The 15,896-nt window shown below is 59.4% G+C and carries 14 protein-coding genes; 12 read left to right on the plus strand and 2 right to left on the minus strand.

Annotation, left to right across the window (positions count from 1 at the left end; genetic code table 11):
• Nucleotides 1-213 precede the first annotated feature (213 nt).
• A complete protein-coding gene (locus tag B9Z48_RS00210) occupies nt 214-666 on the plus strand; it encodes an OsmC family protein (protein WP_108376782.1) in 453 nt (150 codons plus the stop codon).
• A 916-nt stretch (nt 667-1,582) separates the two neighbouring features.
• On the opposite strand, the gene coq7 is transcribed toward B9Z48_RS00210, so the two are convergent.
• Nucleotides 1,583-2,209, minus strand: coding sequence for a 2-polyprenyl-3-methyl-6-methoxy-1,4-benzoquinone monooxygenase (coq7, locus tag B9Z48_RS00215; protein WP_108376783.1), 627 nt, complete (start codon nt 2,207-2,209; stop codon nt 1,583-1,585).
• Between the two features lie 350 nt (nt 2,210-2,559).
• Between coq7 and B9Z48_RS00220 the strand changes: the two genes are divergently transcribed.
• The gene (locus B9Z48_RS00220; RefSeq protein WP_108376784.1) at nt 2,560-3,576 is read left to right on the plus strand and encodes a porin; all 1,017 of its coding nucleotides are present in this window, start codon (nt 2,560-2,562) and stop codon (nt 3,574-3,576) included.
• Nucleotides 3,577-3,892: 316 nt separating this feature from the next.
• On the opposite strand, the gene B9Z48_RS00225 is transcribed toward B9Z48_RS00220, so the two are convergent.
• Nucleotides 3,893-4,864, minus strand: coding sequence for a tripartite tricarboxylate transporter substrate binding protein (locus B9Z48_RS00225; protein WP_199233427.1), 972 nt, complete (start codon nt 4,862-4,864; stop codon nt 3,893-3,895).
• A 105-nt stretch (nt 4,865-4,969) separates the two neighbouring features.
• Between B9Z48_RS00225 and B9Z48_RS00230 the strand changes: the two genes are divergently transcribed.
• The 10 genes from B9Z48_RS00230 (at nt 4,970) to B9Z48_RS00275 (ending at nt 15,741) form a co-directional block, all read left to right on the plus strand.
• Nucleotides 4,970-5,680, plus strand: a complete 711-nt coding sequence (locus tag B9Z48_RS00230) for a DUF3047 domain-containing protein (RefSeq protein ID WP_108377144.1) — start codon at nt 4,970-4,972, stop codon at nt 5,678-5,680.
• A gap of 121 nt (nt 5,681-5,801) precedes the next feature.
• Nucleotides 5,802-7,400, plus strand: coding sequence for an ABC transporter substrate-binding protein (locus B9Z48_RS00235; protein WP_233261006.1), 1,599 nt, complete (start codon nt 5,802-5,804; stop codon nt 7,398-7,400).
• Nucleotides 7,400-8,380 (plus strand): ABC transporter permease, encoded by a 981-nt coding sequence (locus tag B9Z48_RS00240; RefSeq protein ID WP_089953518.1) that lies wholly within the window; start codon nt 7,400-7,402, stop codon nt 8,378-8,380. Before B9Z48_RS00235 ends, B9Z48_RS00240 begins: the two co-directional genes overlap by 1 nt.
• A gap of 2 nt (nt 8,381-8,382) precedes the next feature.
• The gene (locus tag B9Z48_RS00245; protein ID WP_108376785.1) at nt 8,383-9,618 is read left to right on the plus strand and encodes a M20 aminoacylase family protein; all 1,236 of its coding nucleotides are present in this window, start codon (nt 8,383-8,385) and stop codon (nt 9,616-9,618) included.
• A 43-nt stretch (nt 9,619-9,661) separates the two neighbouring features.
• Nucleotides 9,662-11,242, plus strand: coding sequence for an ABC transporter substrate-binding protein (locus tag B9Z48_RS00250; RefSeq protein ID WP_108376786.1), 1,581 nt, complete (start codon nt 9,662-9,664; stop codon nt 11,240-11,242).
• Between the two features lie 3 nt (nt 11,243-11,245).
• Nucleotides 11,246-12,154, plus strand: a complete 909-nt coding sequence (locus B9Z48_RS00255; RefSeq protein ID WP_108376787.1) for an ABC transporter permease — start codon at nt 11,246-11,248, stop codon at nt 12,152-12,154.
• Nucleotides 12,151-13,119 (plus strand): ABC transporter ATP-binding protein, encoded by a 969-nt coding sequence (locus B9Z48_RS00260; protein ID WP_108376788.1) that lies wholly within the window; start codon nt 12,151-12,153, stop codon nt 13,117-13,119. Before B9Z48_RS00255 ends, B9Z48_RS00260 begins: the two co-directional genes overlap by 4 nt.
• On the plus strand, nt 13,116-14,111 hold the full coding sequence (locus B9Z48_RS00265; RefSeq protein ID WP_108376789.1) for an ABC transporter ATP-binding protein: 996 nt from the start codon (nt 13,116-13,118) through the stop codon (nt 14,109-14,111). Before B9Z48_RS00260 ends, B9Z48_RS00265 begins: the two co-directional genes overlap by 4 nt.
• Nucleotides 14,112-14,179: 68 nt before the next feature.
• The gene (locus B9Z48_RS00270; RefSeq protein WP_108376790.1) at nt 14,180-14,515 is read left to right on the plus strand and encodes a helix-turn-helix transcriptional regulator; all 336 of its coding nucleotides are present in this window, start codon (nt 14,180-14,182) and stop codon (nt 14,513-14,515) included.
• Nucleotides 14,512-15,741 carry a type II toxin-antitoxin system HipA family toxin gene (locus B9Z48_RS00275; protein WP_108376791.1) on the plus strand — a complete coding sequence of 410 codons (1,230 nt, stop codon included), beginning with the start codon at nt 14,512-14,514 and terminating at the stop codon, nt 15,739-15,741. Before B9Z48_RS00270 ends, B9Z48_RS00275 begins: the two co-directional genes overlap by 4 nt.
• The last annotated feature ends 155 nt before the right edge of the window (nt 15,742-15,896 follow it).

The raw sequence follows: 15,896 nt of genomic DNA on the forward strand, positions 1-15,896 counted from the left end.
CAGCAAGTTGAGCCGTGCAAAATGAAAAAAGTTGTAAACGCGAATGTCCTTGAGGAAACTGACAAGCAGGATTGACACTGTCATGGCCCCACATTCCGAGGGGCCGCCGGGATCTTGGCCCGTCCCGCCAATCCCGACGGCCACTGTTGGGTAACATTGCTTGTTGTTTCAGGAGCTGGCCTGTGGGGCCGTTCCCATCACCAAGGATTAAAAATGGAATGCACAGTCACCTGGACCGGCGCGGCCGGCACCCGATCCGGCATGGGTTTTTTGGCGGAAACCGGTTCCGGCCACATGATCGCCATGGATGGCGCACCAGATGCGGTCAAGCCTGAAAACGGGGGCCAAAATCTGGCACCCCGCCCCATGGAAACTTTGCTGGCGGGCACCGGCGGCTGCACCGCCTACGACGTGGTGCTGATTTTGAAGCGGGGCCGGCACGATGTGCGAGGGTGCAGCGTCAAACTCAGCAGCCAACGAGCCGAGGTGGACCCCAAGGTGTTCACGCACATCAACATGCATTTCACCGTCACGGGCAAAGGCGTGCCGGCGCTTGCCGTGGAGCGTGCCATTACCATGAGCCATGACAAATATTGCTCAGCCAGCATCATGCTGGGCAAAACAGCCGAAATCACCACCAGTTTTGAAGTGATCGAAGCCGATTGACGCCGGACAACACTGCAGGCAGGGCCTTGGCTTTTTGTAGGAGCGACGCCCTCGTCGCGAAACCCCCACATTCCACAAGCCTCGCCTTGCAAGTGAGCTTGCTCACTGTTGATCCGGACCTGTGAAGTTTGAAGTGAACAACTTCTCTTGAGCACCGTGATCTGTGTGGGAGCCCCGCCCTCGGGGCGATGGGTGATGGTCCGTGAGGCTCTATCGCGGCGAGGGCACCGCTCCCACAAAAAGCGTTATTGCAAACTTCATCGGGCTGGATCAAAAGGCTCAGCGATCAGCCCCACAATCCCTGTGGGAGCCCCGCCCTCGGGGCGATGGGTGGTGGTTCGTGAGGCTCTATCGCGGCGAAGGCGCGGCTTCCATAAAAAGCGTTCGTGCAAACTTCATCGGGCTGGATCAAAAGGCTCAGCGATCAGCCCCACAAAAAGCGTTCTTGCAAACTTCATCGGGCTGGATCAAAAGGCTCTGCGATCAGCCCCACAAACCCTGTGGGAGCCCCGCCCTCGGGGCGATGGGTGGTGGTCCGTGAGGCTCTATCGCGGCGAGGGCGCCGCTCCCACAAAAAGCGTTCGTGCAAACTTCATCGGGCTGGATCAAAAGGCTCAGCGATCAGCCCCACAATCCTTGTGGGAGCCCCGCCCTCGGGGCGATGGGTGGTGGTCCGTGAGGCTCTATCGCGGCGAGGGCTCCGCTCATACAAAAAGCGTTCTTGCAAACTTCATCGGGCTGGATCAAAAGGCTCAGCGATCAGCCCCACAATCCCTGTGGGAGCCTCGCCCTCGGGGCGATGGGTGGTGGTCCGCGAGGCTCTATCGCGGCGAGGGCGCTGCTCCCACAAAAAGCGTTCGTGCAAACTTCATCGGGCCGAATCTGCCTCAAGGAAGCGCTCTGTTCATGCCCAGCGTCAGACCCGGTAGGCGATGGTGGTCATCAGTTTGGCGGCCACTTTCATCGCTGATTTGACAGGGGCGGGCAGTTCCACCGCGCCAGACTTCATGGCCATCTGGGCGTGTGCTATTTCATCGGCCTTCATTTGAGCCACAACGGCGCGTGATGCCGTGTCTGCAGCGGGCAGTTTGTCCATGTGGCTTTGCAAATGGGCTTCGACTTGACGTTCAGTTTCAACAACAAAACCCAGGCTGATCTTGTCGCCGCCCAATTTGCCGGCTGCATAGCCAATGGCAAACGAGCCCGCGTACCAAAGTGGGTTCAAGAGTGAGGGGCGGTCGTTCAGCTCGTCGAGCCGTTGACGGGTCCAGGCCAAGTGGTCGGTTTCTTCTCGGCTCGCTTCTGACAGTTTGGCTTGGAGTGCCGGGTCGTGGCTGGCCAAGGATTGCCCGGTGTACAGCGCTTGGGCGCACACCTCGCCCACATGGTTGATGCGCATCAGGGCGGCGGCCTCGCGTCGTTCGCTTTCGCTCAGCTCCAAGGTGGCCATGCCTTGGTGGGGCATGGGGCGGCTGGACCGTGCAGGCGAGCACAAGGTGCGCAAAGCGCTGTCGGCGGCCAAAATCAAAGGTGTCAAAGGCATTGGATGAGTGTAATCAATGCCGCCTGGGTCCGCACACTCGAGATCCGGCCGCTCAGGGCCGAGGGTCTGAGCACGTTGATGATTTTCATGTGAAGCTTGCGAGATGTACTAAAAGTGATTGAATTTGTTCAATAAAGCGTTCAATTTCAAAAAATCGAAACTCGCTGAATCTGTGGTGTGTTGTTGGGTTGCAACGAAAAGACCTTTTCTTCGTTAATTTTCTTGGAGAAGCGAGAAGGCTCTGGTGCAATAGATGCAACCTTCCAGATATGGAGGTTGGCTCAGGGTCTCAACAGGTGATGGACACCTTTCTGATTCGGGGCCCTTGTTTAACCTTGGAGAAACTTGCAATGAAAAAATCTCTGATTGCTCTGGCTGTTTTGACAGCTTCTGGCATTTCTTTCGCTCAATCTTCCGTGACTTTGTTCGGCGTGGTTGACCTTGGCTACACACAGTCCAAAACTGGTGCTGCAAAGACATCTTCCATGACCGATTCCGGTCAGGCATCTAGCCGCATCGGCTTCCGCGGTGTTGAAGACTTGGGCGGTGGCTTGAAGGCTTCTTTCTGGCTCGAAGCTGGTACCAACCCTGACAACGGAACTGGCGACGCTACCAACAACAACAACCAGTCTGCTTCAGCTGTCACTGCTCCGCGTGCTGGCACACAAGGTCTGACATTCAACCGCCGTTCCACCGTGAGCCTGGAAGGCTCTTTCGGTGAAGTGCGTTTGGGCCGTGATTACACGCCTCAGTTCTGGAACCATACATTCTTTGATCCGTTTGGCACAAACGGTTCAGGCTCCAACGTTACTGGCGCCGCCTACGGTGATGCCCGTAACTTTACTGGCGTGCGTGCTTCCAACAGCGTTGGTTATTTGTCGCCTAAGTTCAGTGGCTTGCAAGTTCAACTTCAAACTTACATGGGTGAAGTTGCGTCACCTGCCGCCAAAGCTGGCAACGGTACTGCTCTCCGCGTGACTTACGATGCAGGTCCTTTGAGCTTGGCCGTTGCTGATAGTAAAACAACGACTGGTGCTGGTACCGATTGGAAAGCCACTAACTTCGCTGCTTCCTACAACTTGGGCGTTGCCAAAGTCATGATGATGTCTTCTACAGACAAAATCACTGGTGAAGCTGACATGGAAGGCTACCTCGTTGGCGTGACTGCACCCTTGGGTGCTGGCGTTGTCAAGTTTGCCATGTCGAACATCAAGCAGGGCACTACTGTCGATTCCGACAAAACAGCCATCGGTTATGTGTACAGCCTGAGCAAGCGTACAGCGCTTTACACAACTTTCGCCACCACCAAGCCTATGACTGGTGACAAGACAACAGGTTTCGATCTGGGTGTGACCCACTCTTTCTGATCCCCTGCTGTCGTCAGACAGCTTGAGATTTCGAAGAAATAAAAAACCCACCGTGGCAACGCGGTGGGTTTTTTTGTTGTACTTGATTGATCCGGCCCGATGAGGTTTACAAGAACGCATTTTTTGTAGGAGCGGTGCCCTCGCCGCGATAGAGCCTCGCAGACAACCACCCACCATCCACCAGCCATCGCCCCGAGGGCGGGGCTCCCACAAGGATCACTGTGCCCAGGAAGAGCAGCTCACTTCAAACATCACAGGGCCGGATCAAAAGTGTGAAGCGTTCACCCGGAAGGACTCTGCAATAGTCCCCCCCCTTTTACTGAAGCGCAATCCCCGCCTTCTGGATCACGTCGGTCCAGCGGCGGATGTCGTTGTCCAGCAGTTGGGCCAGTTGTGCGGGGGTGCTGGCTTTGGCTTGGACGTTCAGGGCGGCCAGTTTGCCCGCCACTTCGGGGGTGTTCAGCACGCGGGTGATGTCGGCGTTCAGCCGCTCCAGCAGGGCTTTGGGGGTTTTTGCGGGGGCGGCCAAGGCGTTCCACGACGACACCTGAAATGCACTCAGGCCCGCCAGTTCGCGCACAGCGGGGATGCCCGGAAAGTCGGCCGCGCGTTGCTCGCCCATGACGGCCAGCAGGCGCAGGGATTTGGCCTGGATGTGGGGCTTCAAAGGCCCCAAAATTTCGACCGCTGCGTCGATTTGACCGCCCCGCAAGGCGTTCAGCACCGCAGGCGTGCCGTTGTAGGGAATGGTTTGCACTGCCCACTGGGCCTGGCTGCGAAAGAGCTCGGCGGCCAGGTGCTGGGTGCTGCCTGTCTGAATCGTGCCCAGGTTGAGCTGGCCAGGGTGGGCGCGGCCAAAGGCCAGCAGGTCGGCCAGGGTTTTGTGGGGCGAGTTCTCGGGCACCACCACCGCCATGTCAAACAAGCCCAGCAGGGACACCGGCGCAAAGTCGGTGCGGGGGTTGAAGGGCTGTGTTTTGAACAAACCGGCACTCACGGCGGTGGCGTTGGACATGAGCAGCAGGGTGTGGCCATCGGGCTCGGCCCGGGTCACCAGTTCGCCCGCCACCATGCCCCCTGCGCCGGGCCGGTTGTCCACCACCACGGGCTGACCCCAGGCCTGCGCCAGGGCTTGGCCCACGGTGCGGGCCGTCAGATCGGCGACACCGCCCGGGCCAAAGGGCACGATGATGCGCACAGGTTTTGACGGAAAAGGCGTTTGCGCTAAAACCCCCACCCAGGGCGTGGCGCACAAAGCGGCTTGCAAGAGCTGGCGTCGGTGAATCATGGCTGGGAAACTTTCAAATTGATCAATGGCGGGTTCAACATGGTGCAAAGGTTTCGAATGGGGCGCAGCGCATTTTGGCTGGGGTGTTCATTGTGGCTGCTCTGGATGTCACAGTTGACGGGGTGCGCTTTTTGGCCGCCGTCTGATGACCCCGCGCCACAGGCTCAACAAGCGGTGCCACAAGACTTGCCCTTGCAGTTTTCGGCGCAAGACAAGTCGCGCTGGGAGGCCATGACCCTGCCCGGCAAGTTGAGGACCCTGTTCACACTGGAGCGGCGCGGAGACAAAGCGGCGCTGCAAGCGCAAGCCAAGGCGTCGGCCAGCATGCTGCGCCAGCGGCTGAACATCGCGCCAGACAAGCTGGGCAGCTTGCAGTTTGAGTGGCAAGTGGAGCAGTTGATTGCCGGGGCCGACATGAGCCAGCGTGAGACCGAGGATTCGCCCGTGCGCCTGATTTTGGTGTTTGAGGGCGACCGCAGCCGGTTTTCGGCCAAAAACGCCTTGCTCAGCGAGTTGACGCACGGATTGACGGGCGAGCCCTTGCCCTATGCCACCTTGATGTATGTGTGGTGCAATGCCTGCCCGCCGGAGTCGGTCATCGTCAACCCCCGCACCGACCGGGTGCGCAAACTGGCCGTGGAGTCGGGGCCGACCCATTTGGGGCAGTGGCGTTCATACCGCCGCGATGTCAAGGCCGATTTTGAAAAGGCCTTTGGCGAGCCGCCCGGGGCTTTGTTGGGGCTGGCCATCATGACCGACACCGACAACACCCGCAGCTCAGCCCGCGCTTGGTATGGCGCGATTCGCTTGGATTGAATGCACCAGTCTTGTGCGCGACAGGACATTTGGGGGAATTCCCTGCCCTGTCAGCTGGCTTGAATGTTGCATACTCATCAGTTACCCAACTTTTTGTCACCGAGGTATTTTGATGAACAAGATGAGCCCCGTCGCCATGCTGCCCAGCGCCCTGACCGCTTCTTTGGTATTGGCCGGTGTGATGACCGCCGGTCAGGTGCAGGCCAAGCCTTTTAAATGGACCAGCGCCAGCGACATCCCCACGCTCGACATCCATTCGCAAAACAACGCTTTGGGCAACGGCGTGCACGCCGCCATCTTTGACTCGCTGGTCTACTACAACAGCAAAACTTTCAAGATCGAGCCCCGCTTGGCCACCTCTTGGCGCGAAGTGTCGCCCACGCAATACCGTTTCAACTTGCGCAAGGGTGTGAAGTTCAGCGACGGCTCGGCCCTGACGGCGGATGACGTCGTGTTCTCGCTGGACCGTGCCCGCGCCAAAACCTCCAACTTCAACGTCTACACCCAGGGCATGAGCCGCATCGTCAAGGTCGACGCCAACACGGTGGACATCATCTTGAGCGGCCCCAATCCAGTGGTCCTGAACCAGATGACCGAGCTGCGCATCATGAGCAAAGCCTGGGCCGAAAAGAACAAATCGGTGGAGCCCAAGGACGCCAAGACCAAGGAAGAAAACTTTGCCCACCGCAACGCCATGGGCAGCGGCCCTTACATGGTCAAAGACTGGCAGCCTGACCAAAAGTTGACGCTGGTGAAAAACCCCAACTGGTGGGGCTGGTCTGAAGCTGCCACCAACGTGACCGAAATCATCTACACACCCATCAAGAACGAAGCCACACGCGCTGCCGCCTTGTTGTCGGGCGAGATCGACTTTGTGCTGGACCCCAGCCCACAAGACTTGGGCCGCATGCGCAACAACGCCAACCTCAAGGTGGTCGACGGCATTGAAAACCGCACCATCTTTTTGGGCATGGACCAGCACCGCGATGAGCTGCCCGGCTCCAGCGTCAAGGGCAAAAACCCCCTCAAGGACGTGAAGGTGCGCAAGGCGCTGTACCAGGCCATCGACATGGACACCATCCACCGCGTGACCATGCGCGGCCTGTCGCAAAACACGGGCGCTTTGGTGGCCCCACAGGTCAACGGCTGGACGAAGGCTGTAGACACCCGTTTCCCCTATTCGCTGGACGCGTCCAAAAAGCTGTTGACCGAAGCCGGTTACCCCAACGGCTTTGAGGTGGACTTTGCCTGCCCCAACAACCGCTACATCAACGACGAAGAAATTTGCCAGGCCATCACCGCCATGTGGGCCAAGGTGGGCATCAAAGCCAAGCTGCGCACCCAGCCGCTGGTGACCTACTTCCCCATGATCCAGCGCTACGAAGCCAGCATCTACATGCTGGGCTGGGGCGTGCCGACCTTTGACGCGCTGTACAGCCTGCAGTCGCTCACCCGCTCGGTGGGCACGGGTGGCGACGGCAACTACAACGTGGGCCGCTACAGCAACCCGCGCATGGACTACATCGTGGACCGCGTAAAAACCGAGACCGACTTGCCCGTGCGTGACCGCCTGCTGACCGAAGCTTTGCAGTTGTCCAACGACACGGTCTCTCACATTCCGCTGCACAACCAGGTCATCCCCTGGGCCATGAAGAAAAACGTGGAGGTGGTCCATCGTCCCGATAACCGCCTCGACTGGACACTGATCAAGGTCAACTGATGCTCGCCTTCATCTTGCAACGGCTGATTCAGGCCGTGATCGTGATGGTCACGGTCGCTTTCATCGCCTTCTTGCTGTTCCAGTACGTGGGTGACCCGGTGGTCTTCTTGCTGGGGCAAGACGCCACCAAAGAGCAGATCGACCTGTTGCGGGCCGATCTGGGCCTGGACCAGCCGTTCTTTGTGCAGTTCGGCCACTTTTTGTACAACGCCGTGCAAGGTGAGTTTGGACTGAGCCTGCGCCAAGGTGCCAAGGTCTCGCGCCTGATCGCCGAGCGTTTGCCCGCCACGTTGGAGCTGGCCATGGTGGCTGCCTCTTTGGCCTTGGTCATTGGCATTCCGATGGGGGTCTACGCGGCCTTGCGCCGGGGCACCTGGGCCAGCCAGCTCATCATGACGGTGTCGCTGCTGGGGGTGTCGCTGCCCACCTTCCTGATCGGCATTTTGTTGATCCTGGTGTTTGCGGTGATGCTCGGCTGGTTCCCCAGCTTTGGTCGGGGTGATGTGGTGCAGATGGGTTGGTGGTCGAGCGGATTGATGACGGCCAAGGGCTGGCACCACATCGTGCTGCCAGCCGTGACGCTGGCGATTTTTCAGCTCACGCTGATCATGCGCTTGGTGCGGGCCGAGATGCTGGAGGTGCTGCGCACCGACTACATCAAGTTCGCCCGGGCTCGCGGCTTGTCCAACCGCGCCATCCATTTTGGCCATGCGCTCAAGAACACCCTGGTGCCCGTGCTCACCATCACCGGTTTGCAGCTGGGCGGCCTGATCGCATTCGCCATCATCACCGAGACGGTGTTTCAGTGGCCTGGCATGGGCCTGCTGTTCATCCAAGCGGTGACCTTTGCCGACATCCCGGTCATGGCCGCCTATTTGTGCCTGATCGCGTTGATCTTTGTGGTCATCAACCTGATCGTGGACTTGCTCTACTTTGTGGTGGACCCGCGCCTGCGCGTGGGCAAGCCCGGAGGCCATTGAACATGGGCGCTTCTTTGCAATCGGTTTTGGGGCGGGGCGCTGCGTTTGCACGCATCGCTCAGTTCCACCCCGAACTCACCGCCTTCAGGCGCGACCTGCATGCCCACCCCGAGCTGGGCTTTGAAGAGGTCTACACCTCGGGCCGCGTGGCCGACATGCTCAAAGTCTGTGGTGTGGACAGCATCCACACGGGCATTGGCAAAACCGGCGTGGTGGCTTTGGTTCACGGCCAAGGCCGATCGGCGGCCAACCCGGGCCGCATGATCGGTCTCAGGGCCGACATGGACGCGCTGCCACTGACCGAGCACAACGAATGCACCTGGAAGTCGGGCACGCCCGGCCTGATGCACGGTTGTGGCCACGACGGCCACACCGCCATGCTGATGGGCGCGGCGCGTTACCTGGCCGAAACCCGGCGCTTTGACGGCACAGCCGTGTTGATTTTTCAGCCGGGCGAAGAGGGCTACGCAGGCGCCCGCGCCATGATCGAGGATGGTTTGTTCGAGCGATTTCCGTGTGAACAGGTCTATGCCCAGCACAACTCCCCCGAGACGCCCTTGGGTGTGATCGGCATCACCCCCGGCCCCATGCAAGCGGCGGTGGACCGCATCGAGATCCGCATCATCGGCAAAGGTGGACACGGTGCCCGTCCGCACCAGGGTGTGGACCCGGTGCTGGTGGCCGGGCACATCATCACGGCCGCGCAAAGCGTGGTCTCGCGCAACCTGTCGGCGTTTGACCAAGCGGTCATCAGCATCTGCTCGATGCAAGCGGGCCACCCCGGTGCCATGAGCGTGATCCCGGGCGAGGCCACTTTGGTGGGCACGGTGCGCACTTACAGCGAGCGGGTGCAAGACCAGATCGAAGACCGTCTGCGGTCTTTGTGCACGGGCATTGCCCAAGGCTTTGGGGCCTCGGCCGAATTGACCTACGAGCGCGTCTACCCCGCCACCGTGAACACCGTGCCCGAAGCGCAGTTTGCCTGCGACGTGGCTGCGGCTTTGGTGGGCGAAGACAAGGTCTGGCGCGACATGCTGCCCAGCATGGGCGGCGAAGATTTCTCTTTCATGCTGCAGGCCAAACCCGGCGCTTACATCCGCATCGGCCAAGGCCTGCCACACGGCCCGGGTCCACACCCGTTGCACAACAGCCGCTACGACTTCAACGACGACATCTTGCCGCTGGGTGCGGCCCTGCACGCCAGTTTGGTGGAGCAGGCGCTGCCCTTGGCGGCATGATGCTTCGATGTGATTGACAACATTCTTTCAAAAGGAAAACTCCATGGCTTTCAAACTCAATCCTTTCGTGGCCACTTTGGCCGCAGCGCTGGCCTTGTCCGCGGTTTCGGCCTCGGCCGTGACCCTGCGCGTGGGCAATCAAGGCGACGCCTTGTCCATGGACCCGCATTCGCTCAACGAGTCTTTGCAAATTTCGGTGGTCGAAAACGTCTACGAGACCTTGGTCTCACGCGACGCCAACTACAAACTCACGCCCTTGCTGGCCACCAGCTGGAAGCAAACATCGCCCACCGTGTGGCGTTTTGAGTTGCGCAAAGGCGTCAAATTCCATGACGGCACGCCCTTCACCGCTGACGACGTGATCTTCAGCTACGAGCGTGCCAAGGGCGACGGCTCGGACATGAAGAGCTATGTGGGCCAGTTCAAAGAGATCAAAAAGATCAACGATCACACCATCGACATCATCACCAACGCGCCATTCCCCATCGTGCCCGAGTTGATCACGCACTGGGCCATCATGAGCAAGAAGTGGTGTGAAGACAACCAGGCCACCAAGCCGGTGGACCGGCGCAAAGGCATTGAAAACGCCGCCTCTTTCCGTGCCAACGGCACCGGTCCTTTCCGTGTGCGTGAGCGTCAGCCCAGCGTGCGCACCACCTTCACGCGCAACGGCAACTACTGGGGCAAGATTCCCGGCAACGTGGACGAGGTCATCTTCAGCGTGATTGGCAACGACGCCACCCGCGTGGCGGCCATGATGTCGGGCGAACTCGATGTGATGGAGCCCGTGCCGGTGCAAGACGTGGAGCGTTTGAAAGCCAACGACAAACTCAAGGTGCTGCAAGGCCCTGAGCTGCGTGCCATTTTCCTGGGCATGGACCAAAAACGTGACGAGTTGCTGTTCTCGAACGTGAAGGGCAAAAACCCCTTCAAGGACGTCCGCGTGCGCAAGGCCTTCTACCAGGCCATCGACATCGAGACCATCAAGAGCCGTGTGATGCGCGGCGCGGCCACGCCTTTGGCGCTGATGTACCCCCCACAAGTCAATGGCTTCCCCGCCGATCTGGCCAAGCGTCTGCCTTATGACGTGGAAGCCTCCAAGAAACTGCTGGCCGAGGCGGGTTACCCCAACGGTTTCGAAGTCAAGATGAACTGCCCGAACGACCGCTATGTGAACGACGCCGAGATTTGCCAGGCCGTGGCCGCCAACTTGGCCAAGGTGGGGGTCAAGATCAACCTGGAAGCCGAGACCAAGGGCACTTACTTCCCCAAGATTTTGAGCCGCAACACCAGCTTTTACATGCTGGGCTGGACCGCCAGCACGGTGGACGCGCACAACGTCATGTACCCCATCTTGTCCACCCCCGGTGACGGTGGTCGCGGCCAGTTCAACCTGGGCTCTTACAGCAACCCCAAGGTGGACGAGTTGACGGACAAAGTGGCGTCTGAAACCGATCAGAAAAAGCGCAACGAGATGATCCGCGAAGCCATGAAGATCCACCAGGATGACATCGGCCATTTGCCTTTGCACCAGCAAGCGCTGAACTGGGCGGCCAAGAAAAACATCGAGCTGGTGCAGTTTCCGGACAACGGCATGGCTTGGAAATTCATCACAGTGAAGTAATCCATGAACGCCCTGAAACGTTGGCTGCAAAGCGACGTTGGTTACAGCTTCCGCCAATCGCCCACGGCGATGGTGGCTGCTGCCATCGCCTTCGTCTGTCTTTTTTGTTCGGTTTTTGCTGGCTGGGTCTCGCCCACCAACCCCTTTGACCTGGCCACGCTGGAGTTGAGCGACGCCCGCTTGCCGCCAGCTTGGATGGAGGGGGGCTCCAGCAAGTTCCTGCTGGGCTCCGACGATCAGGGGCGCGACATTTTGTCGGCCCTGATCTACGGCTCGCGCATCTCCTTGGTGGTGGGCCTGGCCTCGGTGATTTTGTCGGTGGCCGTGGGTGTGGGTTTGGGCTTGCTGGCCGGCTTCAAAGGCGGCTGGATCGACGCTTTGTTGATGCGTTTGTGCGATGTGATGCTGTCGTTTCCAGCCATCTTGGTGGCATTGTTGATCGCCGGGGTGGGGCGTGCCCTGTTCCCCAATGCCAATGAGTCGCTGGCCTTTGGCGTGTTGATCATCTCGATCTCGCTCACGGGTTGGGTGCAATACGCCCGCACAGTGCGTGGCACGACCCTGGTCGAGCGCAACAAGGAATACGTGCAGGCCGCGCGTGTGACGGGTGTGCCCTCGCTGCGCATCATGGTCAAGCATGTGCTGCCCAACGTGATGGGCCCCGTCATGGTGCTGGCCACCATCCAGGTGGCCACGGCCATCATCACCGAGGCGACGCTGTCGTTCCTGGGTGTGGGTGCACCGCCCACCTCGCCATCGCTGGGCACGCTCATTCGCGTGGGCAACGATTATTTGTTTTCGGGTGAGTGGTGGATCACGATTTTCCCGGGCCTGATGCTGGTGCTGATCGCCCTGTCGGTCAACTTACTGGGTGACTGGTTGCGCGACGCGCTGAATCCGAGATTGCGATGAGTCTTTTACAAGTCAAAAACCTGGTGGTGGAATTCCCCAGCCGCCACGGCACGCTGCGTGCGCTGGACGATATTTCTTTCGACATCGCCCCCGGTGAAATTCTGGGCGTGGTGGGCGAGTCCGGTGCGGGCAAGTCGCTCACGGGCGCGGCCATCATTGGCCTGCTGGAGCCGCCGGGCCAAGTGGCCGGGGGGCAGATTTTGCTCGAAGGCCAGCGCATCGACCACCTGAACAACGACCAAATGCGCCACATCCGGGGCCGCAAGATCGGCGCGATTTTTCAGGACCCGCTGACCTCGCTCAACCCGCTGTATTCCATCGGACGGCAGCTGACCGAAACCATTTTGGCCCACCTGCCGGTGACGCCCCAAGAAGCGCGGCAACGTGCCATCCAGCTGCTCAAGGACACCGGCATTTCGGCCGCCGAAGAGCGCATCGACCACTACCCGCACCAGTTTTCGGGCGGCATGCGCCAGCGTGTGGTGATTGCTTTGGCCCTGGCGGCCGAGCCGCAACTCATCGTGGCCGACGAGCCGACCACGGCGCTCGATGTGTCCATTCAGGCGCAGATCATCAGCTTGCTCAAAAAGGTCTGCAAAGACCGTGGCGCTGCAGTGATGCTGATCACGCATGACATGGGCGTGATCGCCGAGACCTGTGACCGCGTGGCCGTGTTATACGCCGGGCGAGTGGCCGAAATCGGCCCAGTGCACCAGGTCATCAACCACCCGGCCCACCCTTACACCGCAGGCCTGATGGCCTCGATCCCCGACATGGACAGTGACCGCGAACGCCTGAACCAAATTGACGGCGCCATGCCCCGCCTGAACGCCATCCCGCAAGGCTGCGCCTTCAACCCGCGCTGCCCCAAAGCCTTTGACCGCTGCCGCCAAGACCGACCCAATTTGGTCCAAGCGGGCGTGACCCAGGCCGCTTGCTGGCTGCACGACGGGAGCGCGGCATGAGCGAGAAAAAAACACAGCCTTTGGTCGTGGCGCACGACCTGGCCAAGACCTTTGACGTCTCCGCCCCCTGGCTCAACCGTGTGATCGAGCGCAAGCCGCGCCAACTGCTCAACGCCGTGGACGGCGTGAGTTTTGAGATCGAACGCGGCAAAACACTCGCCTTGGTGGGCGAGTCGGGTTGCGGCAAAAGCACGGTGGCCCGTTTGTTAGTGGGCCTGTACGAGCCCACACGCGGCGGTTTGACCTTTGACGGGCAAGACGCGCACGCCGCTTTCAAATCGAACGATGCCAAGGCCATGCGCCAGCGCATCCAGATGATTTTCCAGGACCCCTATGCCAGCCTCAACCCGCGCTGGACGGTGGACAACATCATTGGCGAGCCGCTCAAAGAGCACGGCTTGATCAGCGATGCCGAAGAGCTCAAAGCCCGTGTGGCCGAGTTGCTCAAGTCGGTGGGCTTGTCGCCGCTCGACATGGTCAAGTACCCGCACCAGTTCTCGGGTGGTCAGCGCCAGCGCATCTCGATCGCCCGCGCTTTGGCCACCGCGCCGGAATTTTTGGTGTGTGACGAGCCGACCTCCGCGCTCGACGTGAGTGTGCAGGCGCAGGTGCTCAACATCATGAAGGACCTGCAGCGCGAGCGCGGTCTGACGTATCTGTTCATCAGCCACAACCTGGCCGTGGTGCGCCATGTGAGTGACCAGGTGGGCGTGATGTATTTGGGCCGTCTGGTGGAGTTGGCCGACAAACACACGCTGTTTGGCAACCCGCAGCACCCCTACACCAAGATGCTACTGGACGCGATTCCGAAGATGCACGACACCGGCCGCGCCCGCACCCCGGTGCAAGGCGAGGTGCCCAACCCGCTCAACCCGCCGAGCGGCTGCACCTTCCACCCCCGCTGCCCGCAAGCCACCGACATCTGCCGCGCCGAGCGTCCGCCATTGCGTGACTTCAAAGGCATCAAGATCGCTTGTCACGCGGTGGTGTGATCATTTGGAGATAGGAACAAGGTCTTTAAAGATTAAAATATCAGTCATTCAATGAATTTAATCGGTCAATGACTGAATTTTTAGACTTTGGATTCTCCACGTCTGAAGAAATCGCACTGGTTTTGGCGCAGCGCTTGAAAAGCCTGAGGGTTCAAAAAGATATTCCTCAAGCCGACTTGGCGCAGCGCATGGGCGTGTCTCGCAGCACGCTCAACACGCTCGAAAATACCGGTAAGGGTTCGGTCATCTCCTGGATCAAACTGGTGCAGTGCCTGGGCCAAGAAGGGCAATTGCAGCCGCTTTTCAAACCCGTGACGGCTTCCATCGCCGATATGGTGAAACAACAACAACCCACCCGTCGGCGCGTCACCCGAAATCGCACTCGGCCCGTGGTCAAGCGATGAAAACAGTACAGGTTCGCTACCAAGGCTGGGGGGAAAATTGGCCACTGGGCACCTTGGCTGACAACGGTCAGCAACTGCTGTTTGAATACTCACCTCAAGCCTTGGCTGAAGGCGTGTCTTTGTCCCCGCGGCATTTGCCTTTGCAAAAGCAGGCCATGGGTCATTTCCCGTCGCATCAATGGCGCCTTCCAGGATTGTTTGCAGACTCTTTGCCCGATGGCTGGGGCATGCTGCTCATGGACAGGTTATTTCGAAAGCAAGGTCTTCGGCCAGAACAGTTGTCACCCCTGGACCGATTGAGTTTCATTGGCCAACGCGGCATGGGTGCGCTCACTTACCAGCCTGATTCACAGGGTGATGTCTTGCAGGGTACGGTGGATCTGGTGGCGCTGGCCCATGAAACGGCTTTGGTCTTGCAGGGCGCAGACACAGAAACCCTGCAGCGCTTGGCCTTGTTGGGTGGCTCTCCACAGGGTGCCCGGCCCAAAGTGCTCGTGTTCTTCGATCCAGCGATGGCCCGCATCAGCACAGCACCCATGCCTGCAGGGTCGGGCTGGTTGGTCAAGTTTCAGGCCTTGGGCGAACACAAAGAAGTCTGTGCCATTGAGGCGTTTTATGCCCAACTGGCCAGAGCTTGTGGTTTGGATATGCCCGAGACACATGTGTTTGATTTGAATGCCAAACAGGCCGCACTGGGCATTGAGCGCTTCGATCTGGTGCAAGGCCAGCGTGTGCCGATCCATTCTTTGGCTGCTTTCTTGCACGCCGACTTCAGAATTCCTTATGCGGTGGACTACACGACTTTTTTACGCGCCACTCGAATGATCACTCGGGATGAACGTGAGGTGCAAAAAGCATTTGAGCGAGCGGTGTTCAATGTGCTTTTTCACAACCGGGATGACCATGCCAAAAACCTGGCTTACCGCATGGATGCGCAAAGGCACTGGAAGCTTGCCCCGTGCTTTGACCTGACGTACAGCGAAGGCCCCGGCGGTGAGCACCAAATGGACGTTTGCGGCGAAGGCCTGCACATCACCCGCAGTCATGTGATGAAGTTGGCGCAGCAAGGCGGCATCGACGCAAGGTGGGCAGGGCACAGGCTGGACGCCATGCTGGCCGTGACAGATCAATGGGCTTCGCTTGTCGAATCGTTTGATATCCGTCGAGCGACACGCCAGAAAATGCACCATGAAGTGATTTGCCAGCGCGAAGCCTTGATGCGCTGAGCCAAGTGCATGAAACTCAGAGCACACAGGCCTGAGCTTCTTTCGATCTCTTTGCAAGTATGGGGTCACAACTTCAGAATTTGATGGCGTCAGAAAATGTAACGAGGTCAATAAAAAAACCCACCGTGTTGCCACGGTGGGTTTTTTGACTTCAA

The organism is Limnohabitans sp. WS1, assembly GCF_003063265.1.
Lineage (GTDB): Bacteria > Pseudomonadota > Gammaproteobacteria > Burkholderiales > Burkholderiaceae_C > Limnohabitans_A.

Excerpts from the sequence above, each read along its gene's own strand:
- B9Z48_RS00210 (WP_108376782.1), top strand. The coding sequence starts at position 214 with ATGGAATGCACAGTCACCTGGACCGGCGCGGCCGGCACCCGATCCGGC.
- coq7 (WP_108376783.1), bottom strand. The coding sequence starts at position 2,209 with ATGCCTTTGACACCTTTGATTTTGGCCGCCGACAGCGCTTTGCGCACC.
- B9Z48_RS00220 (WP_108376784.1), top strand. The coding sequence starts at position 2,560 with ATGAAAAAATCTCTGATTGCTCTGGCTGTTTTGACAGCTTCTGGCATT.
- B9Z48_RS00225 (WP_199233427.1), bottom strand. The coding sequence starts at position 4,864 with ATGATTCACCGACGCCAGCTCTTGCAAGCCGCTTTGTGCGCCACGCCC.
- B9Z48_RS00230 (WP_108377144.1), top strand. The coding sequence starts at position 4,970 with ATGTCACAGTTGACGGGGTGCGCTTTTTGGCCGCCGTCTGATGACCCC.
- B9Z48_RS00235 (WP_233261006.1), top strand. The coding sequence starts at position 5,802 with ATGAGCCCCGTCGCCATGCTGCCCAGCGCCCTGACCGCTTCTTTGGTA.
- B9Z48_RS00240 (WP_089953518.1), top strand. The coding sequence starts at position 7,400 with ATGCTCGCCTTCATCTTGCAACGGCTGATTCAGGCCGTGATCGTGATG.
- B9Z48_RS00245 (WP_108376785.1), top strand. The coding sequence starts at position 8,383 with ATGGGCGCTTCTTTGCAATCGGTTTTGGGGCGGGGCGCTGCGTTTGCA.
- B9Z48_RS00250 (WP_108376786.1), top strand. The coding sequence starts at position 9,662 with ATGGCTTTCAAACTCAATCCTTTCGTGGCCACTTTGGCCGCAGCGCTG.
- B9Z48_RS00255 (WP_108376787.1), top strand. The coding sequence starts at position 11,246 with ATGAACGCCCTGAAACGTTGGCTGCAAAGCGACGTTGGTTACAGCTTC.
- B9Z48_RS00260 (WP_108376788.1), top strand. The coding sequence starts at position 12,151 with ATGAGTCTTTTACAAGTCAAAAACCTGGTGGTGGAATTCCCCAGCCGC.
- B9Z48_RS00265 (WP_108376789.1), top strand. The coding sequence starts at position 13,116 with ATGAGCGAGAAAAAAACACAGCCTTTGGTCGTGGCGCACGACCTGGCC.
- B9Z48_RS00270 (WP_108376790.1), top strand. The coding sequence starts at position 14,180 with ATGACTGAATTTTTAGACTTTGGATTCTCCACGTCTGAAGAAATCGCA.
- B9Z48_RS00275 (WP_108376791.1), top strand. The coding sequence starts at position 14,512 with ATGAAAACAGTACAGGTTCGCTACCAAGGCTGGGGGGAAAATTGGCCA.